The following is a 23558-nucleotide window of genomic DNA, read 5'->3' as shown; positions in this document are numbered from 1 at the left end:
GCATCACTATGGCACCATCAATGGCGCCATTTCAAGGCGCTATGGCGCCAAGGTCTTCTGGTAGGCGTCCATCCACTCGCGCTGCGCCTGCACCAGCGCGGTCTCCTCGTGCAGCACGTGCGCGAACATGTCCCCGACGTGCGGCTCCGGCATCGACAGGCAGGCCTCGCGGGTCTCGGCGGCGAGCGCGTCGGACTCCGCGGCCAGGGCCGCGAACCAGTCGTCGCCGGCCCACCCGCGCTCGCGCACGAGTCGTTCGAGGCGGGCGATCGGGTCCCGCTGGCGCCACATCTGCACCTCGGCGTCGGAGCGATACCGGCGCGGGTCGTCGGAGGTGCTGTGGCCGGCCATGCGGTACGTCATCGCCTCGATGAGCACCGGGGACCCGCCGCGGCGCACCGACTCGGCGGCCCGGGCCGTGACGGCGTGCACCGCGAGCACGTCGTTGCCGTCGACGTGGAACGACTCGAGGCCGAAGCCGACCGCCCGCCGGTGCAGCGGGGCGCCCATCTGCCGGCCGACCGCGGTGGAGATCGCCCACTGGTTGTTCTGGCAGAAGAACACGATCGGGGCGTGCGCGACCGCCGCCCAGTTCAGCGCCTCGTTCACGTCGCCCTGGCTGCTGGCTCCGTCGCCGAAGTACGCGAGCACCACCTCGTCGGAGCCGTCCATCCGTACGCCGACCGCGTACCCCGTCGCGTGCAGCGCCTGCGTGCCCAGGACGAGGCTGTAGATGTGGAAGCGGTACCGCCGCGGGTCCCACCCCGAGTGCGCCACCCCGCGCCACTGCGCCATGAGCTCGGCCGGGGTGATGCCGCGGCAGCGGGCGGCGGCCTGCTCGCGGTAGCTGGGGAACACGTAGTCGGCCGGGTCGAGGGCCCGCATCGAGCCGACCTGGGCCGCCTCCTGACCGAGCGCCATGAGCCACAGCCCGAGCTCGCCCTGGCGCTGCAGCGCGTGCGCCTCCTCGTCGAACCGGCGCGCCAGCACCATGTCCCGCAGCAGGTCGCGGCACAGTTGCGGGGTCACGTCGAGGGGTGCTTCCGGGTCCGAGCGCAGCGTCCCGTCGGGCGCCAGCAACTGGATCATGTGCGTCTCCCGTGGATGGCCTGGGGGTGCCCTCCTCATCCTGCCGTGCGCGGGCCGGTCGATGGCGCCGATGGCGCCATGGAATTTCCCATAGTTGCGCGATACTGGCGGGCATGGACCTGACCCGCTACGTCGACGGCCTGCGCGCCGAACTGCTCGCGGCCGCGGGTCCCGAGGAGGCCGCGCTGGCCGAGCGGCTCGCCGCCGCGGTGGCCTCGGCGACCCGGCTGGCCATGTTCGACGTGCTGTCGGACGCGGCCGACGAGATCACCCGCGACCTGGCCCCCGGCTCCGTCGAGGTGCGGGTGCGCGACCGCAACCCGTACTTCGTGGTCACCACCCCGGACGGCGAGCCCGCGCCCCCGCCGGCGCCCGCGAGCGCGCCCGAGCCGTCGCCGGAGGGCCCCGTGGGCCGGATCAACTTCCGCCCGCCGGAGCAGCTCAAGCAGCGCATCGAGGAGGCGGCCGCGCGCGACGGCCTGTCGGTCAACGCGTGGCTGACCCGCACCCTGTCCGCGGTCGTCGCCGGCGAGCCCGCGCAGCCGCCCGCGCCGCGCGCCTCGAAGGGCGCCTTCGTCGGCTGGGTCGGCTAGATCGGCTGGGCCGGCTAGACACGCGTTCCTACCCTGGGCCGATGTCGCAGCGCAGGGTGGCCGGCCTCTGGTCGGTGTTCGGGATCGCCGCGGTCGTCTCGGCCGTGCTCGTCTGGCTGCGCCCCGCCGGCCAGCGCCTCTCCGACCTGCACATCTACTACGGCGCGGCCGAGGCGGTGCGCGAGGGCCGGCCACTCTACGACTACGTCGCGGAAAACGGCGGCCCGTTCACCTACCCGCCGTTCGCGGTGCTGCTGTTCCGCCCCCTCACGCTGCTGCCCGAGACCGCGCTGCAGGTCGCCTGGCTGGCCCTGACCTGCGCGGCCGTCGTCGCGCTGGCCGTCGCGGTCGGCCGGGGGCTGTCCGCGTCCCGCCTCGCCGTGGCGGCCATCGCCTGCGGCCTGCTCGTGTCCGCGCCCGTGCAGAGCAACCTTCGCTTCGGCCAGGTGAGCATCTTCATCGTGCTGCTGGCGCTGGTCGACGCCATGGGTCTGGTGCCGCGGCGGTACCGCGGGGTGCTCGTCGGCCTCGCCGCCGCGATCAAGCTGACCCCGCTGCTCTTCGTCGTCTACTTCCTCGTGACCGGCCGGTGGAAGGACGCCGCCCGGGCGCTCGGCGCGTTCGCGGCGGCCGCGGCCCTCGGCGCGCTGGTGCTCCCGGGTGACAGCCTGCGCTACTGGACCGGCACCATGCTGCAGACGTCGCGCATCGGCGACCTCGCGTCGCTGGGCAACCAGTCGGTGCAGGGCATGCTCATGCGGGCCGGCCTCTCCGCCGCGGCGCTGCCGCTGGTCTGGGCCGTCCTCATCGCCGCCGTGTGCGCCGCGGCGCTGTGGCGGGCGCGGACGCTGGACGCGCACGGGGAGCGGGTGCGGGCGGCGGTGCTCGTGGGCTGCGCGACGGTCGCGGCCTCGCCGGTGTCGTGGACGCACCACCAGGTGTGGACGGTGCTCGCGGCGATGCTGCTCGTGGCGGCCGAGGGCGCCTGGCGGCGGGCGGCCGGGGCCGTGCTCCTGGTCGTCATGACGCTGTCGCTGGGCGTGGTGCTGCGGGGGCTCTCGCCGTACACCGGATGGCAGTTCCTGCTCGAGAACGCCCGCAGTCTCGGCGTCGTGGCCGTCTGCCTCGCGGGCTTCGGCGGCGCCGTGGTCACCGTGCGGCGGCGGGCCTGGACGCGGCCGGCGGTCGCGGTGGCGGCCGGGCTGGTGGTGCTGGCCCTGACGCCGCTGCCGGCCGGGGCGGACCCGACGTTCAAGGCGTACACCGCGGCCGACCTCGCCAACCCGCGGTACTTCTACTACACCCCGGCCGGCGCCCGCCTCGGCCTGCCCGTCGACTTCCAGGTCCGCCGCGAGAAGACGAAGACCCGCGTCAACGGCGTCGTGGCGGACGGGGTGGCCGCGCTGCGCTGGTCCTCGGCCCCGGGCGGCGCGGCCCGCACCGTCCCGCTGCTGACCTCGGCGGCGGGGGCGCGGGCGTTCTCGTTCCGCAGCGCCAGCCTGGCCCACGGCCGGCTCGACGCGCTCGCCCCCGACGGCACCGTCGTGGCGACGTTCACCTCGTTCACCCCCGGGGCCTAGGCTCGTCCCCATGGAAGACTTGATCAAGGAGCTGGAGGCCCAGGAGGCCCGGCTGCTGTTCGACCGGTTCGACAACGACGACGCCTGGGCGCTCGGCTGCCTGCTGGTGGAGACGGCCAAGGAGCGCTCCCTCGGCATCACGATCGACATCCGCCGCGGCGGCCAGCAGCTCTTCCACGCCGCCCTGCCCGGCACCGCGCCGGACAACGACCGGTGGATCGAGCGCAAGATCCGGGTGGTGGAGCGGCTGCACGCCTCCTCCTACCTCGTGGGGCGCCGGCTCGCGGCCCGGGACAAGACCTTCGACGCCGCGTACGGGGTCGACCCGGCGGACTACGCCACCCACGGCGGCGCCTTCCCCGTCCGTGTCCGCAATGTGGGCGTGGTCGGCGTCGTGACCGTCTCCGGGCTCCCCCAGGCGGACGATCACGCGCTGGTCGTCGAGGTGCTCGAGCGCTTCCTCGCCCAAGTGTCGTAAAGCCGACGCGCGGGGGCGGGCGGCCAGGCCCCACCATGCCGCGTGTGAATATTCGATTCGCATTACCCGTCTGGTTGCCGGTCTTCTTGCTCGCGGCGGCCGGACTGGCCGGCTGTTCCGACGGCAACGCCGCCGAGTCCGCGGCGCCGCCCGCCTCGAACGCGCCCGTGGTGCCGACGTACACGTCGCCGGCCCCGAGCGCCGGGGCGAGCAGCAAGGCGCCGGCGGCCGGCGCGAGCGGCGCGGCCTCCGGCTGCCCGGTCACGGCCGCCGTGCTGCAGAAGGCGTTCCAGGGCAACGCCGAGGTCGCCGGGGCCCTCGTGCTCGGCAAGGGGCTCAAGGACATCAGCTGCTACGCCGGCTGGGCCACCGCCGTCACGCAGCCGACGAACCTGGACCCGGCCGTCGTGCTGTTCAAGTACGACGCCGCGAAGAAGACATGGGCCGCGGTCATCGGCGGCACCGACGGCGTCTGCCGGGAGACCGTGCCCGAGGATGTCGCGACACACCTCAAGGGTTGCCAGAACTAACCCGATCGAGTGTCGTAAATTGCCGGGGTGAGATACACACTCCTCGCTGTCTTCGCCGGAGCGGCCGTCACCCTTGCGGCCTGCTCCGGCGGGTCGGACCAGTCGCAGTCCCCCGCCTTCCCGACCCCCGACCAGACCTCCCTGCTGCCGCAGACCGGCCCCGCGCCGCTCAAGCCCGGTGTCAGCGCGCCGAACGGGTGCCCCGTCGACGCGCCCGCGCTGGAGAAGGCCCTCGCCGCCGACCCCACGGTCGCCGCGGCCGTGCAGCTCGGCAAGGGACTCACGGACGTCAGCTGCGTGGCGCAGTACGCCACCGCCCGCACCGAGGGCGACCGCGCGACGGTCCTGTTCCACTTCGACGACGCCAAGGCGATGTGGGTCGCGGTCGCGGCCGGCGCCAAGAACGCGTGCGACAAGGCCCCGGCCGAGATCCGTCAAGAGCTCAAGAACTGCGGTTAGGAACCTGGTCAAATTCCATGCTTTATGGTCATATTGCTCATGGAGCGTGAAGCACTGCTCCGGCTCCTCGCCGAGGAGCCGGGAGCGGCCTTCGAGGCGTGCCGCGCCGCGATCCGAGCCGGCGCCGAATACGTGGTGTGGGACCACACCCTGCCCGCCGACCAGCTCGCGCGCAGCTACTCCCGGCGGGCCCAGCACATGGAGCGGATCGGCAACCCGATGCTCGGCAGCGCCGAGGCCATCGGCGTGCTGCAGACCTCGGGCGACAAGCCGCTGCGGGTCGGCGAGGCGAAGATCGAGAACCCGCCGACCCACTTCCAGCTGTTCCTCACCGAGGACGCGTCGCGAGTCGTGGCCTGCATAAGCATCGATCAACGCTGACGTACCAGGATGGCAGGGTGGACGCTCTGCTGGACAACACCGCCATGGCACAGCTGCGCGAGGCGCTCGGCTCGGCCGGGTACACCTCCGACGGCATTCGCAGGCATCTCGGCGAGGACGCCTCGGCCGCGTGCGCGCGCAACGACTTCCGGGCCGCGCTGCGCGTCACCGAGGCCGGGGGCCGGCTCGACACCCTGATCCGGCTGTTCATCTGCGGCCAGACCGAGCCGCTCGACCGGGTCGCGGCCGCGCTCGCCCCGCTGCCCCTGGAGTCGGCCGCGCCGCTGCTGTCCGCCGAGCCGGACGGCGTCCGGGCCGCCCTGGAGCTGGAGCCGTACGGCGACTGGTGGGTCGTCGCCGACCTCTCCGCCGGCATGCGCCCCGGCCGCCCGCTGCCCGGCGACCACGTGCTCGGCATCGGCGGCGCGTCGAGCACCCTGGCCGCCGCCACCCTGCGCCGCCCGGTTGGCACCGCGCTCGACCTCGGCACCGGCTGCGGCGTGCAGGCGCTGCACCTGTCGACCCACGCGAGCCGGGTCACCGCGACCGACGTGCTGCCGCGGGCCCTGCGCTTCGCGGCCACCACCGCGGCCCTCAACGGCCTGGAGTGGGAGCTGCTCGAGGGCGACCTCACCCGCCCGGTCGCCGGCCGCCGCTTCGACCTCGTGGTCAGCAACCCGCCGTTCGTGGCCGGCCCCGGGAGCACCGCGCACACCTACCGCGACTCCGGCCGCCCCGGCGACGCCGTCTGCGCCGAGCTCGTCGCCGCCGCCCCGGGCCTGCTCGCCGACGGCGGGCACATGCAGTTCCTGGCCAACTGGCTGCACGTCGCGGGCGAGGACTGGACCGAGCGCGTCAACGACTGGCTGGCCGGCACCGGGCTGGACGCCTGGGTCATCCAGCGCGAGGTCTCGGATCCGCTGGCGTACGTCAACCTGTGGCTCGCCGACGCCTCCGAGGACCCGTCGCGGCAGCCCGCCCTGGCCGCGGCCTGGCTCGACTGGTTCGACGCCCAGCGCGTCGACGCGGTCGGCTTCGGCCTGATCACCCTGCGCGCCGGCGGGCACGACGACCCGACCGTGCGCATCGAGGACCTCCGGCACACCGTCGGCGGCGACCTCGGCCCGCTCATCGGCGACTGGTTCGACCGCCAGGACTTCCTGCGCCACGCCGACCTGCTGCGCAGCCGCCTCGTCGCCGCGCCCGGGCTGACGCTGCGCCAGGAGGCCGCGCTCGGGGCCGACGGCTGGGAGGTCGGGCAGCAGCTGCTCGTCCTGCCCGACGGGCTGCGGTGGGTCGAGGAGGTGGACCCGGTCGCGCTGACCCTCGTGGGCGCGTGCGACGGGTCGGTGACCCTGCAGGATCAGGTCGACCTGCTGGCGGCCGCCCACGGTGTCCCGGCCGAGGTGCTCGCCGACGTGGCCGTCCCCCTGGTGTCGCATCTGGTCGAGCGGGGGGTCCTGCTGCCGTGCGCGCCCTAGTCCAGACCGTCAGCCGGGCCAGCGTCACCGTCGGGGACACGGTCGTCGGCTCGATCGCCGACGGGCTGCTGGTGCTCGTCGGCGTGACCCATTCGGACACGTCCGACATCTCCGAAACGCTGGCCCGCAAGGTGCACGAGCTGCGGATCCTCGACGACGAACGGTCCGCGGCCGACACCGGCGCGCCACTGCTCGTTGTCTCGCAGTTCACCCTGTACGGCGACGCGCGCAAGGGCCGGCGCCCGACCTGGATCGCCGCGGCCCGCCCGGAGGCCGCCGAGCCGCTCATCGAGGCCTTCTGCGCCGCCCTGCGAAACCGGGGCGCAACCGTGGAAACCGGGCGATTCCGCACGCACATGCTCGTCGAAAGTGTGAACGTCGGACCGCGGACCGTATTGCTGGAGGTCTGAGACTCACGGATTCGTGCCACGGCTGCGCCGCCTCACCGTCACTTCACGCCCGCTCAGCGAAGCTATTTCTCGCAGGAATGATCGCGCCACTTGTCAATCCACACGGGAGGCGAGCGAAGTGGCCCAGCCGCTGAGTGAGAACACGGAGTTCAACGCCGTCGACGTTGAGACCGACGAACAGCACGAGCAGGAGCACGCGCTCGACAACACGGGCGTCTCAGCGGATCTGGTTCGCGCGTACCTCAACACGATCGGCCGCACCAAGCTCCTCACCGCCGAGCAGGAGGTCGATCTCTCCAAGAAGATCGAGGCCGGCCTGTACGCCGACGAGAAGCTCTCGAGCGGCGCGGTCCACCCGGCGTGGATGAACACCTACGAGATCGTGGTCCGCGAGGGGCGCGCCGCCAAGGCCCACCTGCTCGAGGCCAACCTGCGCCTGGTCGTGAGCATCGCCAAGCGGTACACCGGCCGCGGCATGGCCTTCCTGGACCTCATCCAGGAAGGCAACCTCGGCCTCATCCGCGCCGTCGAGAAGTTCGACTACACCAAGGGCTACAAGTTCTCCACCTACGCCACCTGGTGGATCCGCCAGGCCATCACCCGCGCCATGGCCGACCAGGCCCGCACCATCCGCATCCCGGTGCACATGGTCGAGCAGGTCAACCGCATGGTCCGGGTCCGCCGGGACCTCTCCGCCTCGCTGGGCCGCGAGCCCGTCGTGGCCGAGATCGCCGCGGCCCTGGGCGTCGAGGAGTACCAGGTCATCGAGCTGATCTCCTACGACCGCGAGCCGGTGAGCCTGGACCAGGCCGTGGGCGAGGACGGCGAGAGCGCCCTGGGCGACTTCGTGGCGCGCATCGACCCGCGCGAGGAGCCGGCCGACAGCGTGTCGCAGGGCATGCTGCGCTCCGAGGTCGAGATCGTGCTCTCGACGCTGTCGCAGCGTGAGCAGGCGGTCATCCGGCTGCGCTTCGGCCTGGACGACGGCCGCCAGCGCACCCTGGACGAGGTGGGCCGCGAGTTCGGCCTGTCCCGCGAGCGCATCCGCCAGATCGAGAAGGTGACGCTGCTGAAGCTGCGCCACCCGTCGCGCGCGAAGCGCCTCGAGGCGTACGCCTCCTGAAACTGCTGAACACAGGGCCGCCCCGGATCTCCGGGGCGGCCCTGTCGCGTACGCCGTCGTGGTCACCGGGGCCGGCACCGGCATGCGCCATCGCCGCTGAGGACGGGCCGCGCGGGAGCGGTCAGAGGCGGCGCGGGCCGCTGTCGGGGCGGGGCTGGTGCGGCGCGAACTCGGCGCTCGCGTGCAGCACCGCCAGGCCCGACGGGCGCGCCAGGACCGGGTTCAGGGTCAGCGACGACAGGGCCGGCTGCTCGTCCACGAGGCGCCCGACCCGCACCAGCAGGTCGGCCAGCGCGTCCAGGTCCACCGGGTCCGCGCCGCGGTAGCCGGTCAGCAGCGGCGCCGCCCGCGGGGCCCGGACCAGGGCGGCCGCGTCGCGGTCGGTCAGCGGGACCGGGCGCCACGCGCGGTCGCCGAGCAGGTCGGCCGCCTCGCCGCCGAGGCCGAAGCCGACGACCGGGCCGAACGACGGGTCGTCGACGACCTCCACGACGCACGCGACGCCGGGGGCGACCATCGGCTGGACGACGACCTCCACCCCGCGGCCGAAGAGGCGTTCGAGCTCGGCATAGGCCTCCGCGACGGCGGCCGGGGAGGTGAGATTCAGCCGTACCGCCCCCAGGTCGATCCGGTGCCGCCACGGCTTCGTCGCCACCTTGAGGGCGACCGGCAGGCCCACCGCGACCGCGACGTCGGGCACCCGCTCGCCGGAGGCCCAGCGGCTCGGCACGACCGGGATGCCGTAGGCGGCCAGCAGCTCGTCGGCCTCGCCCCGGTCGCCGGCGGCACGCAGCGCGAGGGCGGTCGCGACGTCGGTGCCCCGCGCGGAGTCGACGCCGGGCAGGTCGGGCAGCGTGCCGATCGGCTCGCGGCGCCACGCGGCGTAGCGGGCGACCCGGCCCAGGGCGCGCACCGCCTCCTCGATCGCCGGGAACATCGGCAGGGCGGGCGGGTCCTCGTCGCTGTACGCGGGCGCGACCGTGAACGACGGGTCGGCCGGCATGACCACGGCGAGCGGGCGCGGCGCGCCGGCCGTCGACACGCGCAGGAGCTCGGCCACGCCGAGCTGGTCGCGCTCGGCGAGCGCCGGGGCGTACGCGGCCACGACGGCGTCCACCCGCTCGTCGTCGAGGGCGGCGTGCACGGCCCGCACGAAGTCGACGTCGCTCACGGCGGGGCCGAGGTCGCGCGGGTACCCCTCGGCGATGCGCAGCCCCGCGGCCGGCGCCTTCGCGACCGTGAGCACGCCGAGCGCGGCCGCGTTGGTGACCACGGCGACGCGGTCGCCGGTCGGCAGCGGGCGCGCCGCGATGAGCAGGCCCACGTCGAACAGCTCGCCGACGGTGTCGACGCGGATGACGCCGGAGCTCGCGAAGAGCGCGGCCACCCCGCGGGCGTCGGGGCCGACGGTCACCGCGTCGAGGGCCGGCGGGCGCACCGGGCTCGCCACCGCCACGACCGGCTTGCGGCGGGCCAGCTCGCGGGCGATGCGGGCGAACTTGCGCGGGTTGCCGAAGGTCTCCAGGTAGAGCAGGACGGCGTCGGTGTGCGGGTCCTCGCGCCAGTACTGCAACGCGTCGTTGCCGGACACGTCGGCCCGGTTGCCGGCCGAGATGAACGTCGACAGGCCCAGCCCGCGCCGGTCGGCCTCGGCCAGCAGCGCCGTGCCCAGCGCCGCGGACTGGCTGAAGAAGCCGACCCGCCCGGCGCGGGGCAGCAGGGGGGCGAGCGTGGCATTGAGCCGTACCCCCGGATCGGTGTTCGCCACCCCGAGGCAGTTGGGCCCGACCAGGCGCATCCCGTGGTCGCGCACCGCCCGCAGCAGGGCGGCCTGGGCCCGCGCCCCGGCCGGGCCGGCCTCGGCGAAGCCGGCCGAGACGATGACCAGGCCGTGCACCCCGGCCGCGGCGCAGTCGGCCACCACGTCGGGCACGGACTCCACGGGTACGGCGATGACGGCGAGGTCGGCATTGGCGGTACCGATGAGGCTCGGTTTTGCGGGAAGGCCCCCGACGACCGTCGCGGACGGGTGAACCGGCACCAGCTCTCCGGCGAAGCCGGCGCCCTTGAGGTGGGCCAGGAGGGCCGCGCCGATGCCCGAGCCGCCCGAGCGCGCGCCGTAGACCGCGACCGCGCGCGGGTTGAGCAGCCGGGCGATCGAGCGGGCCTCGGCGCGCTGCTCGCGGGCCTGCTGCACGCGCAGGGAGTCGGGGGTCGCCTTGATCGGGAACCACAGGTGCACGACGCCGTCGGCGAACTCGCGCTCGATGTGGAAGCCGGCCGCCATGAACACGCGCAGCATCGCCTGGTTCACCGGCAGCACGTCGGCCTCGAACTCGGTGATGCCCTCGGTGCCGGCCGCGGCGACGAGGTGCTCGATGAGCACCGAGCCGATGCCCCGGCCCTGGTGCGCGTCCTCGACCACGAAGGCGACCTCGGCCTGGTGGGAGCCGGTGCCGAGGCGGTCGTACCGGCCCACCGCGATCAATTCGCCCGAGTGCTCGACCACGAACGCCTCGCGGTCGTGATGGTCGACGTTGACGAACCGGTCCAGATCGCGCTGCGGGATGCGCGGGTACGCCGAGAAGTACCGCAGGTATCGCGTCCGCTCCGAGAACCGCGAGTGCAGCGCCACGATCCGCTCCGCGTCGTCGGGCCGGATCGGTCGCAAGTGGACGGTGGTCCCGTCCGAGAGCAGCACATCCGCGGCCCGCGTGGCCGAAACGTCGTTCACCCGCATAGTTTCCACCCGTCTGGGTTACCGTGTCTGCCATGATGCTGACCCCGGCGGACGTGCAGGCGCTGCGGTTCGCCAAAGCGCCGTTCGGCAAGCGTGGCTACGACGAGGACGAGGTCGACCAGTTCCTCGACGTGGTCGCGCAGACGCTGATCGCGCTGCAGGACGAGCTCGCCACGCTGCGGGCGAGCGCGTCGCCGGACACGTCCTACGGCACCTCCGCCGCCGCCGAGACGGAGATGCTCGCCGAGCTGGACCGCATCAAGCAACGCCTGACCCGGCTCGAGGCCGCGGTCCGCCACTAGTCACGAGGGTCGTGCGGATCGAGGCCGAAGAAGGGGTACACCGTGCGCCGGGTCGCCATGATCGTGCGGTCGACCGCGTCCGGCGACTCGCCCGGCACCCACGGCTCGTAGCTCGTGACGCCGCCGTCGGTCATCGTCTCCGGCAGCGGATGGCCGGGTCGGCGCTGCGCGGCGAGCTCGCGCCACGCCGCGGGCAGCTCCAGCGCCGGTTCGAGGGCCTCGCCGGTCATCACCGCGAGCAGGTGCGTCCAGGCCCGGGGCACGCACTCGACCAGCGCGTAGCCGCCGCCCCCGCTCGCGACCCACCGGCCGCCGGCGACCTCCGCGGCGAGGTCGCGCAGCGCGAGGTACGCCGCCCGCTGCCCGTCCACGGTGAGCCGGAGGTTGGCGAGGGGGTCGTGGCGGTACGTGTCCGCGCCGCACTGCGTGAAGAGCAGCTGCGGCTGGAACGCGCGCAGCACCCCGGGCACGACGGCGTGGAAGGCCCGCAGCCACTCGCTGTCGCCGGTGCCGGGCGGCAGCGCGACGTTCACGGCGGAGCCGGGCGCGTCGGGGCCGCCGGTCTCGTCGGGGAAGCCGGTGCCGGGGAACAGCGTGCGCGGCGACTCGTGGAGGCTGACGGTGAGCACGCGGGGGTCGTTCCAGAACACCTCCTGCACGCCGTCGCCGTGGTGGACGTCGATGTCGACGTACGCCACCCGCTCCGCCCCGAGCTCGAGCACCCGCTTGATCGCGACGGCGGGGTCGTTGTAGACGCAGAAGCCCGCGGCCCGGTCCGGCATCGCGTGGTGCAGGCCGCCGGAGACGCTGACCGCGCGCTCGGCCTCGCCGGTCCACACCGCCTCGGCCGCGCGCCGGGTCGCGCCCGTGATCAGGGCGCTCGCGTCGTGCATGCCGGCGAAGGTGGGGTTGTCGGTGGTACCGAGGCCCATGAGATTGATCCGCCGGCCCGTCGAGGCCGCCTTCACCACCGCGATGTAGTCGGGGTCGTGCACGGTGGCGAGCATGGCGTCGGTGGCCGGCTCCGCCCGCTCGAGCACGACGCCGGGGCGGTCGAGGACGCCGAGGCGGCGGGCGAGGTCCATGGTCAGCTCGACCCGGACGGGGTCGAGGGGATGATCGCCCATGTTGTACCGCAGGAGCCGCTCATCCCACACGACCAGCGTGTTCATGGGTTCTCCTTCGCGATGGGGCGCTCGGGATCGGTGATCCAGTGGCTCCAGGATCCCACGTAGAGCGGCGCCTCCTGGTGCTGCTCGTGCAGCGCGAGGACCAGCTGCGCCGCCGTGACCCCGGAGCCGCAGTAGGCGCCCGCCCCGGCCGGCGCGGCGACGGCCTTCAGGAGCCCGTCCTCGTCGACGGTCCGCGCGGCCGGCAGGTTGATCGCGCCGGGGATGTGCCCGGCGACCGGATCCACCGGCTCGACCTCGCCGCGATACCGCTGTTCGACCCGGGCATCCAGCAAAGTGTTACGCGGATCGCTCGCCTCGGCCTCGGTCCAGACCGTCATCCCTCCGGCTGTCACCGTTACGTCGCCTTCGTCCGGTTCCAGCACCTCGGTCGTCACGGGGAGTCCGGATCTGACCCACGCCGCGTAACCGCCGTCGAGCACCCGCACGTCATCGATGCCCGCCCAGCGCAGCGTCCACCAGGCGCGCGCCGCGGCACCGGTAGGATTGCTCCCGCCTGCGTCGTACACCACCACCGGGTGCTCGGCGCGGACCCCAAGTCTCCGCAGCGCGGCCTCCAGCGCGGCGGGATCGGGCAGCGGATGGCGCCCACCGGCGCCCGGCGGCCCACAGAGGTCCTCGTCGAGATCGACGAAGACCGCGCCAGGCAGATGACCGGCCGCATAGGCGGCCCGGCCGTCCTTCGCGAGGGTCCAGCGCACATCGAGAAGAGTCGGCGGTTGGGCGGACCGCACCAGCTCGGCGAGAGCGGCGACGTTCAAGATCGCCCGGTTGGCTGTCACGCTCCAATCTTGTCGTACGCAGCGAGTACCATCGCGTACCGGGAGGGCAACGGCAGTGAACGACCTAGTCGACACCACCGAGATGTATTTGAAGACGATCCTCGAGCTCGAAGAGGAGGGTGTCGTCCCCAAGCGTGCGCGCATCGCGGAGCGGCTGCACCAGAGCGGCCCGACCGTGAGCCAGACGGTCGCCCGCATGGAGCGTGACGGCCTGCTCATCGTCGAGGGCGACCGCCACCTGGCACTCACCGACCAGGGCCGCGAGCACGCGGTCGCCGTCATGCGCAAGCACCGCCTCGCCGAGCTGCTGCTCGTCAACGTGATCGGCCTGCCCTACGAGGAGGCCCACGAGGAGGCGTGCCGCTGGGAGCACGTGATGAGCGACGCCGTCGAGCAGCGGGTCTACGAGCTCCTCGGCCGGCCGACGCGCTCGCCCTACGGCAACCCGATCCCCGGCCTGGACGGCCTGCGGGGCGAGGCCCCCGGCGAGCACGCCGACCCGGAGCGCAACCTGGCCTTCCCCGGCCTGGCCGGCTCCGTGGTCGTGAGCCGCATCTGCGAGTCGGTCCAGACGGACGCCGACGTGCTGCGCCAGCTGCACACCGCGGGCATCGACCCGGGCGCGACGGTCACCGTCGCCCAGGAGCGCGACGGCGTGTCCATCGACCGCGAGGGCGAGCGCATCCGCCTGCCGCGCGAGGTGGCGTCGCGAGTCTTCGTCGCGGCGGCCTGACCCCGGTCCTGTTCCGTTTCGGTTCTTCTTCGGTTCTTCGGAGGGGTGGTGGGACCGCGCATGTCGCAACACCCACCACCGCCCTTCTCCTCCCCCGAGTGCGGCCCCTGCTCCGTCGAGGACGTGCTGGACCGGGTCGGCTCCAAGTGGAGCGTGTCGATCCTGGTGGCGGCGGCTCCCGGCCCGATCCGCTTCTCGGCCCTGGAGCGGACGATTCCCGGCATCAGCCGGCGCATGCTGACCCTGACCCTGCGCAACCTGGAACGCGACGGCCTGGTCCTGCGCACGAGCTACCCGACGGTGCCGCCACGGGTGGAGTATTCACTGACCCCGATGGCCCTGGAGCTCCAGGCCGCCCTGTCAGCGTTGACGACATGGGCCGAACGCCACCGAGCCGACGTAGCGGCGTCGAGGGCCCGCTACGACGAGCGCGCGCTCTAATCTTTCACCATGCGCACATAGCGACATCACGCCCAAACCCGTCGACTTCGACCTTTACATATCGCCCAAAGCGGGCTAATCCCTCAGTCTCGGGTGATATCCGCACTCAAGCCCACAAGTCCGATATTCCCGCACCTAACCTGAGCACGTGGCATTCGATCAGGCCTTCTTCGACGAACCCCTAGAGAAGGCCCACTGGGCCCTGGCAGACGACGCCGACCCGACCCCGGCCCTGGAACTGATCGCCGACACCGACGACCCGGCCCACCGCGAACACGTCGTGGCGATCCTCGGCGCCGCCGGCACCCAGCGCCTGGACCGGCTCCGCGAGTTGGCGGCGCAGCAGGCGTATCGCCCGGAACGCTGGCTCCTCCTCGGCGCCGCGCTCTCCGCCGCCGCCTGGGCCGCCCGCGAGGACAACCACACCGGCCCGCGGGCGACCGACCGCCTGATCCAGGAGCAGCAGGTCCTCGTGGCCGAGGCCAGAACCGCGCTCCGCCAGGCCGCCGCGCTCTCGCGGGAGGACCCGGTGCCGTGGAGCGAGCTCGCCGGCGCCGTCGTCTGCGCCCCGCTACACAGGACCGAGGTGGCCGACGCGTTCAAGCGGGCGTGCGTGCTGCAGTCCGACCTCTACGCGGCCCACACCCGGCACCTGACCGGCCTCACCCGGCGCTGGTACGGCAGCCAGGACAAGGTTATCGCCTTCGCCCAGACCCGAAGCGCCGAGCGCCCCGACGGTCACCCGCTGCACGCGCTCGTTGCCCTTGCGCACATCGAGGGCTACGTCGACGGGATGCTGCGCGGCAACGTCGTCGGCCGATTCTGGCGCGCCTGGCGGTACTTCGCCGACACCAAGGTCCGCCGCGAGACCGACGCCGCCGCCGACCGCCTCGTCGCCGGCTACGACGACTTCGCCACGCACCCGTGGACGATGAGCGCGCACCAGGCATTCGCGGCCCTCTACCACCAGGCCGGCGAACCCGAGCGCCTGCGCACGCACCTCGAGCTCGGGGGCGACCGTCCGGCGATCTGGCCGTGGCGATACTTCGGCGATCCGGAGGAGCAATTCCGTCGGGCACACCGCTGACCGGCGTCGGCCGTTCAGCTCAATTCAACGCTAGCATGCACCGAAAAACCGCGAACTCACAGTGAAATCAGCGTCACAGACTGCTCAGGTCGATGAGTTTTGCCAGCTCAACCATCTTGGGCATCTCCTCCGCGGCCTTGTCGTCCCCGGCCTCGGGAGCCAGCCGCAGCGACAGCTTGATGATCCGCTTGTTGCCGGCCAGCCAGCCCACCTCCACGCCGGGGCCGGCCTTCTCCGTGCCGGGGCCGGCGTTCTCCGCGGCGGGCGTCGGCCGCTGGTACCCGACCAGCCCCAGCCCCTCCACCGCCTGCGCGCCCTTGGGCGCGATGCTGGAGCTGAACACGTCGGCCGCGATGGTCGTCGTGGTCACCGACAGCACCAGGTCCGGATAGCTGCCGGCCGCCGTCTGCAGCACGCAGCTGAACGAGTTGTCCATCGACGCGCCCGCGGCCACGCTCAGGTTCAGGCCGAGCTTCGCGTTCACCATGCCGAAGTCCAGCAGCTGGCACGCGCCGCCCGCGGCCGCCGCCGGGGCGGTCGAAGGCGGGGCGGCCGGACTCGCGCCGGCGTCGTCGCACCCGGCGACAAACGTGGCGGAGAGGGCAACGACGGCCATCAGCACCCTTCGCACAGCGGGCACCCTATACCGGCAGACGCGCGGTGATGTACTTGGCGATCTCCAGCGAGCTCGTCGCCGCCGGGGACGGGGCGTTGAGCACGTGCACCTGCCGCCCCTCGGTCACGATGAGGAAGTCGTCGACCAGGTCGCCGGCCGGCGTGATCGCCTGGGCGCGGACCCCGGCCTCGGCCGGCACCAGGTCCGCCGCGGTCACCGCAGGCACGAGCCGGGCCAGGCTCTCGGCGAAGCGCCGCTTGGACAGGGAGCGGCGGACCTCGGTGAGGCCGTACCGCAGATGCTTGCGCCCCAGCGCCCACAACCCGCGATAGGTGGCGGCGTCGGCCACGTCCCGGGGCCGGATCCGCCCCCACGTGTAGCCCTCGCGGGCCATCGCCAGCACCGCGTTCGGTCCCGCGTGCACGCTCCCGTCGACCATTTTCGTCAGGTGTACTCCCAGAAACGGGAACTGCGGGTCCGGCACCGGATAGATGAGGCCGTTGACGAGATGGCGGCGGTCGGGACGCAGTTCGTAGTACTCCCCGCGGAACGGGATGATGCGCGCCGGCGGGCTGATCCCGGCCATCCGGGCGACCCGGTCGGCGTGCAGGCCCGCGCAGTTCACGAGCACGTCGGCGGTGATGTCGCCGGTCGTCGTGCGTACCACGACCTCGCGACCGTTGGCCCGGATGCCGACCACGGCGGTGTTGAGCCGCAGCGTCGCGCCCGCCGTCTCGGCGAGCTCGGCGAGCTTCACGCACACGGCCTTGTAGTCGGCGATCCCCGTCGAGGCCACGTGGATGCCCTCGACGCAGGCGACTTCCGGCTCGTACTCCCGCGCCTCCCCCTGGCTCACCATGCGCACCGGGAGCCCGTTGGCCAGGGCCCGCTCGTACAGCGCCCGTAACCGCGGCAGCTCGTCCGCCCCGGTCGCGACGATGAGCTTGCCGGTGACCTTGTGGGCGATCCCGTGCTCGGCGCAGAACTCGACCATCGAGGCGCTGCCGGCCTTGCAGAGCGTGGCCTTGAGGCTACCGGGCTTGTAGTACACCCCGGCGTGGATCACCCCGGAGTTGTGCCCGGTCTGGTGGGCACCCCAGCCCGGCTCCTTCTCCACCACGGTCACCCGGGCGTCGGGCCGGTCCTGGACCAGCCGATGGGCGGTCGCCAGTCCGACGATGCCTCCTCCGATGACGACGTACCGCACGGCAGACTCCTTCACCTCGGATCGCGCCATCTTAGGGGTCTCAGATGGCGTGCTAGCGTGACCGACCGTGAGTGGGGTGGCAATGGACGACGGCACGCAGGCCCCGGCGGCTCCCGCGAAACCGGCCCGCCCGTGGCGCGCCCGCGTGATTCTGGTGGTACGCATCCTCGCGGCGCTCGCGATCGCGTACTTCATCGTCGCCACAACGGTCCAGCAGTGGTCCTCGGTCTCGGCGACGTTCCGGAGCCTGTCGTGGCCGTCGCTGGCCGCGTCCCTGGCCGCCGCCGTGGCGTGCCTGTGGGCCACGATGATGGCCTGGCGCTCGATGGTCGGCAGTCTCGACCACCCCCTGCGCATCCGCGACGCCGCGCCCATCCAGCTCATCGGCGCTCTGGGCAAGTATCTGCCGGGCACCGTGTGGGCGTACGTGGTCCAGATGGAACTCGGCCGCCGCGTCGGCGTCTCGCGCGCGAAGGTCTTCATCGGCTCGGCCGTGGTCACCGGCCTGGGCGTGACGGTCGGCCTGGTGCTGACCGCCCCCGGCTTCGGCGTGGCCTTCGACGGCGCCGACGCGACGAAGCACCAGACCTTCGCCGCCGTGGCCGTCTGGTGCGCGGTGATCCTGCTCCCGTTCGGCCTGGTGTGCTGTTACCCGCCGCTGCTGACGTACCTGGTCGGCCGCGCCATGCGCATCCTGCGCCGCCCGGCCCTGGACCGCCCGATCACCTGGCGCGCGGTCCTGGTGAGCAGCGCCTGGTGCGCCGTGGGCTACCTGGCCGCGGGCGTGCACATCTGGTTCCTGGTCCGCGCCCACCTCCCCGGCGTGCACGGCCTGGTCGGCTCCGTCTTCGCCATGGCCCTGGCCATGAGCATCAGCACCTTCGTGATCGTCGCCCCGTCGGGCCTCGGCGCCCGCGAGTTCCTGATGGCGATCGCCCTGGCCGGCCTGGGCGTACCGTGGCCGACGGCATGGGCCCTCACGCTCGTCTCCCGCCTGCTGTTCACCCTCGCGGACGTGGCGGCGGCGGGGGTCTCGGCCGCGGTGGGCCTGCGGCGCATCCGCCACACCCCGTCCCCGCTCCCGGAGCCGGCACCGGCCGAGGAGGCCTGACCGCCTCCCGCGCCACGACTTCCCGGCCGCGCGCTCGCCAGGCCGGGCGGTGCTCAACCCGCGACTCGCACACCCGGCACGTTCCGCAACCCGTCAGCGCGATCGCACCTCTGCCCGGGGAATGTCCCGCAGCGCGGCCGCCACCTCGTCCCGCAGGGTCTCGAGGAACGCCTCGACGACCGGCGGCACCGTGCGCCCCGCCAACGTCGCCGCCATTACGGTTCGCGGCGGCACCTCGGCGGGATCGAGCGGCAGGAGCACGACATCGGCCGGCGCGGTCCGGGCGGCGAGCCCCGGCACGAGCGTCACCCCGAGCCCGGCCGCCACGAACCCGAACTTCGCCGTCCACTCCTGCACCACGAACTCGATCCGCGGCCGGAACCCGAGCCGCGCACTCGCCCCGAGCAGCGTCTCCTCCGCCCGCGCCGACCCGGCGACCCACGCCTCGCCGGCCACCTCCCGTAGCCGAACGACCCGCCGCCCGATTTCGCCATCCCCCGGCGACATTTCCGACATCCGCACGGATGTCGCGGCAAGCCCTCCACCTGCCACGGCAATCCCCTCCCCGGTAGCGGCAGGCCTGTCCCCCGTCGCGGCGAGGCCCTCGCCGGCCGGGCCGTTACCGGATTCGACCGGCGAAGCGGCGGCGCCCGGCCGAGACACGCCTGTCGGCAACCGCCCGAAATCAGGTACCGGCGGCGACATATCCGACATCCGCCAGGATGTCGGACCGGGTACGACTCCCCCGCGACCACCAGCCAGCCAATGCGAGCCCCCGACACCCAGCAACAACGGCTCGTCCACCAGATGATGCAGCCGAAACCGCTCGTCCGCGAACGGCCGATCCGCGCCGGCGTTCACCAGCACCACGTCCGCGTCCCCCACCAGCAGCGCCGACAGCAGCCGAGCCGTGACGCCCTCCACCAGCGAGACCTCCACGTTCGGGTGGGACGAGCGCAACCGCGCCATGGCCCGTGGCACGACCGCCGCGTCGGCCGTCGCGAAGGCGCCCACGCGCAGGCGGCCCGTCTCGGCGTCGCGGACCGCCCGGACCTCGCGGCGGGCCGCGCCCAGGCGGTCGAGCACCGCCGACGCGTGCTCCAGCAGGCACCGCCCCTCCGCCGTCAGCTCCACCCCGCGCGGGAGCCGGTCGAACAGCCGCGCCCCGAACTCGGCCTCCAGCGCGGCCATCTGCCGCGACACCGCCGACTGCGTGTACCGCAGCGTCGCCGCCGCCCCGGTGATCGATCGCTGCCGCGCGACCTCGCGGAACACCTCGAGCATCTCGGTCTGCACGAACCAGACATTCTCACAGCGCATGGCCGCGATGCCAGACATTCGCTGGTGGCATATGAGAGAGATCCATAGTGTCGGGCCCATGAACCTGAACGTCGCCGTGCTCGGGCTCGGGCGGATGGGGGCCGCGATCGCCGTGCGGCTCGCCGGCGCCGGGTGGAGCGTCACCGGCTGGAATCGCACGCCCCGCGGGACGCTTCCGGGCGTCGCCGTCGCCGGCGATCTCGCGGCGGCCGTGGCCGATGCCGGGGTCGTGATCACCATGCTCACCGACGGGGCGGCGGTCCTCGACGTGCTCGGGCGCGTGCCGCTCGGGCGCGGGACGGTGGTCGTGGAGATGTCGACGATCGGACCGGATTCGGTACGCGCGGTCGCGGCCCTCCTTCCCGCCGGTGTCGCGCTCGTGGACGCGCCGATCGGCGGCAGCGTCGGGGCCGCGGCCGCGGGGACGTTGCGCATCCTCGCGGGCGGGGACGCGGCGGACGTGGCGCGGGTGCGGCCGGTGCTCGACGCGCTGGGCACCGTCCAGCACCGCGGCCCCCTCGGCGCGGGCGCGGCGGCCAAGGTGGTGCTCAACGCGGCCATGATCACCGCGGTCGCGGCGCTCGCCGACGTGCTCACGATCGCCGGGGCGGCCGGGCTCGCCCGCGCGGACGCGCTCGAGCTGCTGCGCGGCGGGCCGCTCGGGGCCGCCGTCGAACGCGCCGGAGCGCCGGCCCGGGCCGCGCATTTCCCGGTCGCGCTGGCCGCCAAGGACCTCGGCCTGGCCATCGCCGCCACGCGGCCCCGCGCGGACGCGCAGACGAACGTCCCCGTCGCGAATGCCACACGGCACCACGCGGGCGCACAGACGGAGGTGCCCGTCGTGGAGGGCGCACAGACGGAGGTGCCCGTCGCGGAGGACGCGCAGACGGACGTGCCCGTCGTGGAGGGCGCGCAGACGGACGTGCCCGTCGTGGAGGGCGCGCGGCTGAAGCTCGCCGAGGCCGCCCGGGAACGGGGCGGGGCTCGGGCGGTACCGGATGCGGATCTTTCCGTTCTTGTCAGAGAGGCGTGAACCATGGTCATGATGCTGGACAGCCCCGCGGGTGTGACGCCGCCCGCCGGGCCCTACTCGCACGTCGCGCGCGTCGACACCGGCGACGCAACGCTGCTGTTCCTCGCCGGGCAGATCGCGGTCGACGACGATGGGGTGCTCGTCGGGGAGGAGGACATGGCGGCCCAGGCGCGGCACATCTTCCGCGTCGTCCTCGGCATCCTCGAGGCGCACGGCGCCGGGTTCGCCGACGTCGCGCACATCCGGACGTTCGTGACCGATCTGGGGATGCTGCCGGCGTACGGGACCGTGCGGCGCGAGCTGTTCCCCGGCACGCCCCCGGCCAGCACCACGGTCGAGGTGTCGAGGCTGTTCCGGCCGGGCGCGCTCCTCGAGGTGGAGGTCACCGCGGCCGTGCGCAGCCGGCAAAACGCCCAGATCACCGCGGCCGTGCGCCGCCGGCAAAACGCCTAGATCACCGCGGCCCCACGCCGCTGACGAAACGCTCACAATCACCGCGGCCGCACGCCGCTGACGAAACGCTTACATCGGGCCGCGGGTTTCGCTTACCCGCGGCCCGCACCATGTCCGTCATGAGACGAACGCTCGCCATCGCGCTGGCGGCGGGGCTGCTGTTCCTGGGCGGCTGCGGCAGGGGCCGCACGCACCAGCCCGCGACCGCGCCCCCGCCGGCGACGACCGCGACCACGGCGCCGGCCGGGCAGCAGGCCCCGGGCAACGGCGACGAGGACGTGGACCGGCTGCTCGACCAGGTCGGGCAGCAGCTCAGCAAGGACGCCCAGGCTCCGGAGGATGAGGACTGATGCACCGGATCGTCAAGACCCTGCTCGCCTCGGCCGTCGCCGCCGGGGCCACGCTCGCGCTCGCCGCACCCGCGGCCGCGGCCCCCACCCTCGATCAGGCGAAGCAGGCGATCGCGGCGCGGATCGACAAGCGGCTCGACGCGCTCAAGCAGCTCGACGGCACGATCGCCGGTGCCGGGAAGCTCACCGCCGCGCACAAGGACACGCTCACCAAGCTCGTCGCCGACCAGCGCGGCGGCCTGACCGCGCTCAAGACCAAGGTCCAGGGCGAGACGACGGCCGCCGGGGTCAAGGCCGACGCGCAGAGCATGGTGTACGACTACCGCGTCTTCATTCTCACCGGGCCGAAGGTGCGCCTGACGGCCGCCATCGACACCGAGCTCGCGGTGGCGGGCAGGACGCCGGGCTCCGACGCCGTGCAGAAGTCGCTCGCGGGGAAGGCCGACGCGCTGCTGGCGATCCGGCCGGGGCCGGACGGCGACGCGATCAAGGCCGCGGTGGCCCCGGTCCGCGAGGCCGCCAAGACCGCGCACAAGGACCTGAAGGCGCTACGGAAGCACCAGTGAGACGACCCCGGCCGGCGTCGGGGTGAAGCCGCAGGACTCCAGGTAGAACTTCGCGAGGTGGGGTTCGAAGTCGACGTGGAGCCAGCGGCATCCGGTGGCCCTGGCCTCCTCGGCGGCCAGGGCCACCAGTCGCGTCCCGGCGCCCGTGCGGCGGTAGGGCGCGGCGACCATCGTGTCGAGGATGAAGGCGTGCTCGCCGCCGTCCCACGCGACGTTCACGAAGCCCGCGAGCGCGGTCCCGTCGCGGGCGACGACCCAGCCGAGGCTGTGGGCCTGGACCCGGGCCCACCAGTCGGCCTCGCCCGGCGCCGAGAAGCAGTGGGCGTGCAGGGCGGACACCTCGGCCGAGGTGAAGGCGCCCCGCCAGGAGAAGGTCAGCGTCACCGGGCCAAGGTTAGGTGCCGCGCCGGGAACGCGCGGTGCTTGAGGGCCAGGGCGGGCCGCTCGACCAGGTGCCAGGAGCCGGCGGCCACGAGGAGCACCGCGGGCACGCACAGCGCCACGTATGGCACCAGCCCCCAGGCCGCGCCGCCGAGGTGCGCGACGGCCTGCTGGACCGGGAACGCGTAGATGTAGATGCCGTACGAGTAGTCGTGCTCCCGGCCGATCGTGTGCAGCCGGGGCGGGACGGCACACGCGGCGTAGAGCATCAGGTAGGCGAACGCCGGGTACCCGGCGACGAAGAAGCCCCCGTAGACGAGGCTCGCCACCAGCACGAGGCCGGCCGCGGCGGCGATCGGCCACGTCAGCGGGACGCGGTGCGCGTACAGCTGCGCGGAGGCGCCGAGCAGGAACAGGAACCCCAGGTAGCAGGCGAGCTGCAGGTCGACGTAGCCCCACAGCGGGAACGGGCCGAGCCCGCCGCGGTACTGCGGCGTCGTCGGGTTCCGCCACGCGTCGACGACGATGACGAGGTAGGCGACGGCGGCGAGCGCCGGGACGGCCCACGGGGCGCGGCGCGGCAGCCCGGCGGCGATGAGCACGGTGAGGCCGGTGTAGCACAGCAGCTCGTACACCAGGCTCCACAGCGACCCGTTGGCGACGCTGCCCTGCACGAGCCGGCCGTAGGGGGTGTCGAGGAACAGGGTGCCGATCCCCCACTGGTGCACGGCGCCGAAGGCGTTGCCGCGGACGAAGCCGAGGCCGCCCGCGTGCCCGGTGACGGCGGCGGCGAGCGCGGTCGCGGCCAGGCACACCCACAGGCCCGGGAAGATGCGCAGGAAGCGGTGCCATGCGAAGCGCAGCGCCCCGCCCCGGCGCGCGGACGCGGCGACGAGGAACCCGGAGAGCACGAAGAACCCGTCGACGGCGAGGGTGCCGAGGTCGGTCTGGCCGCGGGTGAGGCCCTGGCCGGGGTTGGGGCGGCCGAGGCCGAGCGGCCAGGCGTGGGCGACCAGCACCGACAGGGCCAGGGTGAGCCGCAGCAGGCCGAGGCCGTTGGCCTTGGGGTCGTACCGCTCGCGCAGCGTCGTCACGTTGGACCAACGAACCGGGCAGACACGA

At 73.5% G+C, this 23558-nt stretch carries 27 protein-coding genes; 18 read left to right on the top strand and 9 right to left on the bottom strand.

What is annotated here, in order from left to right; genetic code table 11:
• Nucleotides 1-39: 39 nt before the first annotated feature.
• Nucleotides 40-1089, bottom strand: a complete 1050-nt coding sequence (locus ABT369_RS44065) for a thiamine pyrophosphate-dependent dehydrogenase E1 component subunit alpha (RefSeq protein WP_350622106.1) — start codon at nt 1087-1089, stop codon at nt 40-42.
• Between the two features lie 113 nt (nt 1090-1202).
• Here ABT369_RS44065 and ABT369_RS44060 point away from each other — a divergent pair, with 113 nt between their 5' ends.
• The 9 genes from ABT369_RS44060 (at nt 1203) to sigB (ending at nt 8124) form a co-directional block, all read left to right on the top strand.
• The gene (locus tag ABT369_RS44060) at nt 1203-1682 is read left to right on the top strand and encodes a toxin-antitoxin system HicB family antitoxin (RefSeq protein ID WP_350622105.1); all 480 of its coding nucleotides are present in this window, start codon (nt 1203-1205) and stop codon (nt 1680-1682) included.
• A 41-nt stretch (nt 1683-1723) separates the two neighbouring features.
• Nucleotides 1724-3262 carry a glycosyltransferase 87 family protein gene (locus ABT369_RS44055; RefSeq protein ID WP_350622103.1) on the top strand — a complete coding sequence of 513 codons (1539 nt, stop codon included), beginning with the start codon at nt 1724-1726 and terminating at the stop codon, nt 3260-3262.
• 10 nt (nt 3263-3272) lie between these two features.
• Nucleotides 3273-3740, top strand: coding sequence for a heme-degrading domain-containing protein (locus ABT369_RS44050; RefSeq protein ID WP_350622101.1), 468 nt, complete (start codon nt 3273-3275; stop codon nt 3738-3740).
• A gap of 44 nt (nt 3741-3784) precedes the next feature.
• Nucleotides 3785-4270, top strand: a complete 486-nt coding sequence (locus ABT369_RS44045) for a hypothetical protein (protein WP_350622099.1) — start codon at nt 3785-3787, stop codon at nt 4268-4270.
• Nucleotides 4271-4297: 27 nt separating this feature from the next.
• Nucleotides 4298-4729, top strand: a complete 432-nt coding sequence (locus ABT369_RS44040; protein WP_350622097.1) for a hypothetical protein — start codon at nt 4298-4300, stop codon at nt 4727-4729.
• A gap of 39 nt (nt 4730-4768) precedes the next feature.
• Entirely contained in the window at nt 4769-5110 is a 342-nt protein-coding gene (locus ABT369_RS44035; protein WP_350622095.1) for a hypothetical protein, read from the top strand.
• Nucleotides 5111-5154: 44 nt separating this feature from the next.
• Nucleotides 5155-6591, top strand: a complete 1437-nt coding sequence (locus tag ABT369_RS44030) for a DUF7782 domain-containing protein (protein WP_350622162.1) — start codon at nt 5155-5157, stop codon at nt 6589-6591.
• Nucleotides 6579-7001 (top strand): D-aminoacyl-tRNA deacylase, encoded by a 423-nt coding sequence (dtd, locus tag ABT369_RS44025; protein ID WP_350622093.1) that lies wholly within the window; start codon nt 6579-6581, stop codon nt 6999-7001. The genes ABT369_RS44030 and dtd overlap by 13 nt, the downstream gene beginning before the upstream one ends.
• 118 nt (nt 7002-7119) lie before the next feature.
• Nucleotides 7120-8124: an RNA polymerase sigma factor SigB gene (sigB, locus tag ABT369_RS44020; RefSeq protein ID WP_350622091.1), complete on the top strand. Its 1005-nt coding sequence runs from the start codon at nt 7120-7122 to the stop codon at nt 8122-8124.
• A gap of 121 nt (nt 8125-8245) precedes the next feature.
• Here the strand turns inward: sigB and ABT369_RS44015 are convergent, their stop codons facing one another.
• On the bottom strand, nt 8246-10858 hold the full coding sequence (locus ABT369_RS44015) for a bifunctional acetate--CoA ligase family protein/GNAT family N-acetyltransferase (RefSeq protein ID WP_350622089.1): 2613 nt from the start codon (nt 10856-10858) through the stop codon (nt 8246-8248).
• A gap of 38 nt (nt 10859-10896) precedes the next feature.
• Here ABT369_RS44015 and ABT369_RS44010 point away from each other — a divergent pair, with 38 nt between their 5' ends.
• Entirely contained in the window at nt 10897-11166 is a 270-nt protein-coding gene (locus tag ABT369_RS44010) for a DivIVA domain-containing protein (RefSeq protein WP_350622087.1), read from the top strand.
• On the opposite strand, the gene ABT369_RS44005 is transcribed toward ABT369_RS44010, so the two are convergent.
• Nucleotides 11163-12338, bottom strand: a complete 1176-nt coding sequence (locus ABT369_RS44005; RefSeq protein ID WP_350622085.1) for an acetoin utilization protein AcuC — start codon at nt 12336-12338, stop codon at nt 11163-11165. The genes ABT369_RS44010 and ABT369_RS44005 overlap by 4 nt on opposite strands.
• Nucleotides 12335-13138 (bottom strand): sulfurtransferase, encoded by an 804-nt coding sequence (locus ABT369_RS44000; RefSeq protein WP_502891900.1) that lies wholly within the window; start codon nt 13136-13138, stop codon nt 12335-12337. Before ABT369_RS44000 ends, ABT369_RS44005 begins: the two co-directional genes overlap by 4 nt.
• A gap of 55 nt (nt 13139-13193) precedes the next feature.
• On the opposite strand from ABT369_RS44000, the gene ABT369_RS43995 reads away from it, so the two are divergent.
• The 3 genes from ABT369_RS43995 to ABT369_RS43985 all read left to right on the top strand — a co-directional run bounded on the left by ABT369_RS43995 (nt 13194) and on the right by ABT369_RS43985 (nt 15399).
• Nucleotides 13194-13871: an iron-dependent transcriptional repressor DtxR gene (locus tag ABT369_RS43995; protein WP_350622083.1), complete on the top strand. Its 678-nt coding sequence runs from the start codon at nt 13194-13196 to the stop codon at nt 13869-13871.
• A gap of 60 nt (nt 13872-13931) precedes the next feature.
• Nucleotides 13932-14312 carry a winged helix-turn-helix transcriptional regulator gene (locus tag ABT369_RS43990; protein ID WP_350622081.1) on the top strand — a complete coding sequence of 127 codons (381 nt, stop codon included), beginning with the start codon at nt 13932-13934 and terminating at the stop codon, nt 14310-14312.
• A 148-nt stretch (nt 14313-14460) separates the two neighbouring features.
• Nucleotides 14461-15399 carry a hypothetical protein gene (locus ABT369_RS43985; protein ID WP_350622079.1) on the top strand — a complete coding sequence of 313 codons (939 nt, stop codon included), beginning with the start codon at nt 14461-14463 and terminating at the stop codon, nt 15397-15399.
• A 73-nt stretch (nt 15400-15472) separates the two neighbouring features.
• On the opposite strand, the gene ABT369_RS43980 is transcribed toward ABT369_RS43985, so the two are convergent.
• Together ABT369_RS43980 and lhgD are read right to left on the bottom strand one after the other, a co-directional pair.
• The gene (locus ABT369_RS43980) at nt 15473-16030 is read right to left on the bottom strand and encodes a hypothetical protein (protein ID WP_350622077.1); all 558 of its coding nucleotides are present in this window, start codon (nt 16028-16030) and stop codon (nt 15473-15475) included.
• A gap of 10 nt (nt 16031-16040) precedes the next feature.
• Nucleotides 16041-17222: an L-2-hydroxyglutarate dehydrogenase gene (gene lhgD / locus ABT369_RS43975; protein ID WP_350622075.1), complete on the bottom strand. Its 1182-nt coding sequence runs from the start codon at nt 17220-17222 to the stop codon at nt 16041-16043.
• 67 nt (nt 17223-17289) lie between these two features.
• Here lhgD and ABT369_RS43970 point away from each other — a divergent pair, with 67 nt between their 5' ends.
• Nucleotides 17290-18333, top strand: coding sequence for a lysylphosphatidylglycerol synthase domain-containing protein (locus tag ABT369_RS43970; protein WP_350622073.1), 1044 nt, complete (start codon nt 17290-17292; stop codon nt 18331-18333).
• Between the two features lie 93 nt (nt 18334-18426).
• Here the strand turns inward: ABT369_RS43970 and ABT369_RS43965 are convergent, their stop codons facing one another.
• A complete protein-coding gene (locus ABT369_RS43965) occupies nt 18427-19617 on the bottom strand; it encodes a LysR family transcriptional regulator (RefSeq protein WP_350622158.1) in 1191 nt (396 codons plus the stop codon).
• 34 nt (nt 19618-19651) lie between these two features.
• Here ABT369_RS43965 and ABT369_RS43960 point away from each other — a divergent pair, with 34 nt between their 5' ends.
• The 4 genes from ABT369_RS43960 to ABT369_RS43945 all read left to right on the top strand — a co-directional run bounded on the left by ABT369_RS43960 (nt 19652) and on the right by ABT369_RS43945 (nt 22055).
• A complete protein-coding gene (locus ABT369_RS43960; RefSeq protein WP_350622071.1) occupies nt 19652-20686 on the top strand; it encodes an NAD(P)-dependent oxidoreductase in 1035 nt (344 codons plus the stop codon).
• A gap of 3 nt (nt 20687-20689) precedes the next feature.
• Nucleotides 20690-21139 (top strand): RidA family protein, encoded by a 450-nt coding sequence (locus ABT369_RS43955; RefSeq protein WP_350622069.1) that lies wholly within the window; start codon nt 20690-20692, stop codon nt 21137-21139.
• 119 nt (nt 21140-21258) lie between these two features.
• Nucleotides 21259-21489, top strand: a complete 231-nt coding sequence (locus tag ABT369_RS43950) for a hypothetical protein (RefSeq protein WP_350622067.1) — start codon at nt 21259-21261, stop codon at nt 21487-21489.
• Entirely contained in the window at nt 21489-22055 is a 567-nt protein-coding gene (locus ABT369_RS43945) for a hypothetical protein (protein ID WP_350622065.1), read from the top strand. Before ABT369_RS43950 ends, ABT369_RS43945 begins: the two co-directional genes overlap by 1 nt.
• Here the strand turns inward: ABT369_RS43945 and ABT369_RS43940 are convergent.
• The gene (locus tag ABT369_RS43940; RefSeq protein ID WP_350622063.1) at nt 22038-22439 is read right to left on the bottom strand and encodes a GNAT family N-acetyltransferase; all 402 of its coding nucleotides are present in this window, start codon (nt 22437-22439) and stop codon (nt 22038-22040) included. The genes ABT369_RS43945 and ABT369_RS43940 overlap by 18 nt on opposite strands.
• Nucleotides 22436-23530, bottom strand: a complete 1095-nt coding sequence (locus ABT369_RS43935; protein ID WP_350622061.1) for an acyltransferase family protein — start codon at nt 23528-23530, stop codon at nt 22436-22438. Before ABT369_RS43935 ends, ABT369_RS43940 begins: the two co-directional genes overlap by 4 nt.
• Between the last annotated feature and the right edge of the window lie 28 nt (nt 23531-23558).

Source organism: Dactylosporangium sp. NPDC000244, assembly GCF_040300725.1.
Lineage (GTDB): Bacteria > Actinomycetota > Actinomycetes > Mycobacteriales > Micromonosporaceae > Dactylosporangium.
The sequence above is the reverse complement of the archived record's forward strand: the minus strand, read 5'-3'. Positions and strand labels throughout refer to the sequence as shown.

Excerpts from the sequence above, each read along its gene's own strand:
- ABT369_RS44065 (WP_350622106.1), bottom strand. The coding sequence starts at position 1,089 with ATGATCCAGTTGCTGGCGCCCGACGGGACGCTGCGCTCGGACCCGGAA.
- ABT369_RS44060 (WP_350622105.1), top strand. The coding sequence starts at position 1,203 with ATGGACCTGACCCGCTACGTCGACGGCCTGCGCGCCGAACTGCTCGCG.
- ABT369_RS44055 (WP_350622103.1), top strand. The coding sequence starts at position 1,724 with ATGTCGCAGCGCAGGGTGGCCGGCCTCTGGTCGGTGTTCGGGATCGCC.
- ABT369_RS44050 (WP_350622101.1), top strand. The coding sequence starts at position 3,273 with ATGGAAGACTTGATCAAGGAGCTGGAGGCCCAGGAGGCCCGGCTGCTG.
- ABT369_RS44035 (WP_350622095.1), top strand. The coding sequence starts at position 4,769 with ATGGAGCGTGAAGCACTGCTCCGGCTCCTCGCCGAGGAGCCGGGAGCG.
- ABT369_RS44030 (WP_350622162.1), top strand. The coding sequence starts at position 5,155 with ATGGCACAGCTGCGCGAGGCGCTCGGCTCGGCCGGGTACACCTCCGAC.
- ABT369_RS44010 (WP_350622087.1), top strand. The coding sequence starts at position 10,897 with ATGATGCTGACCCCGGCGGACGTGCAGGCGCTGCGGTTCGCCAAAGCG.
- ABT369_RS44005 (WP_350622085.1), bottom strand. The coding sequence starts at position 12,338 with ATGAACACGCTGGTCGTGTGGGATGAGCGGCTCCTGCGGTACAACATG.
- ABT369_RS43990 (WP_350622081.1), top strand. The coding sequence starts at position 13,932 with ATGTCGCAACACCCACCACCGCCCTTCTCCTCCCCCGAGTGCGGCCCC.
- ABT369_RS43965 (WP_350622158.1), bottom strand. The coding sequence starts at position 19,617 with ATGCTCGAGGTGTTCCGCGAGGTCGCGCGGCAGCGATCGATCACCGGG.
- ABT369_RS43960 (WP_350622071.1), top strand. The coding sequence starts at position 19,652 with ATGGCCGCGATGCCAGACATTCGCTGGTGGCATATGAGAGAGATCCAT.
- ABT369_RS43955 (WP_350622069.1), top strand. The coding sequence starts at position 20,690 with ATGGTCATGATGCTGGACAGCCCCGCGGGTGTGACGCCGCCCGCCGGG.
- ABT369_RS43950 (WP_350622067.1), top strand. The coding sequence starts at position 21,259 with ATGAGACGAACGCTCGCCATCGCGCTGGCGGCGGGGCTGCTGTTCCTG.
- ABT369_RS43945 (WP_350622065.1), top strand. The coding sequence starts at position 21,489 with ATGCACCGGATCGTCAAGACCCTGCTCGCCTCGGCCGTCGCCGCCGGG.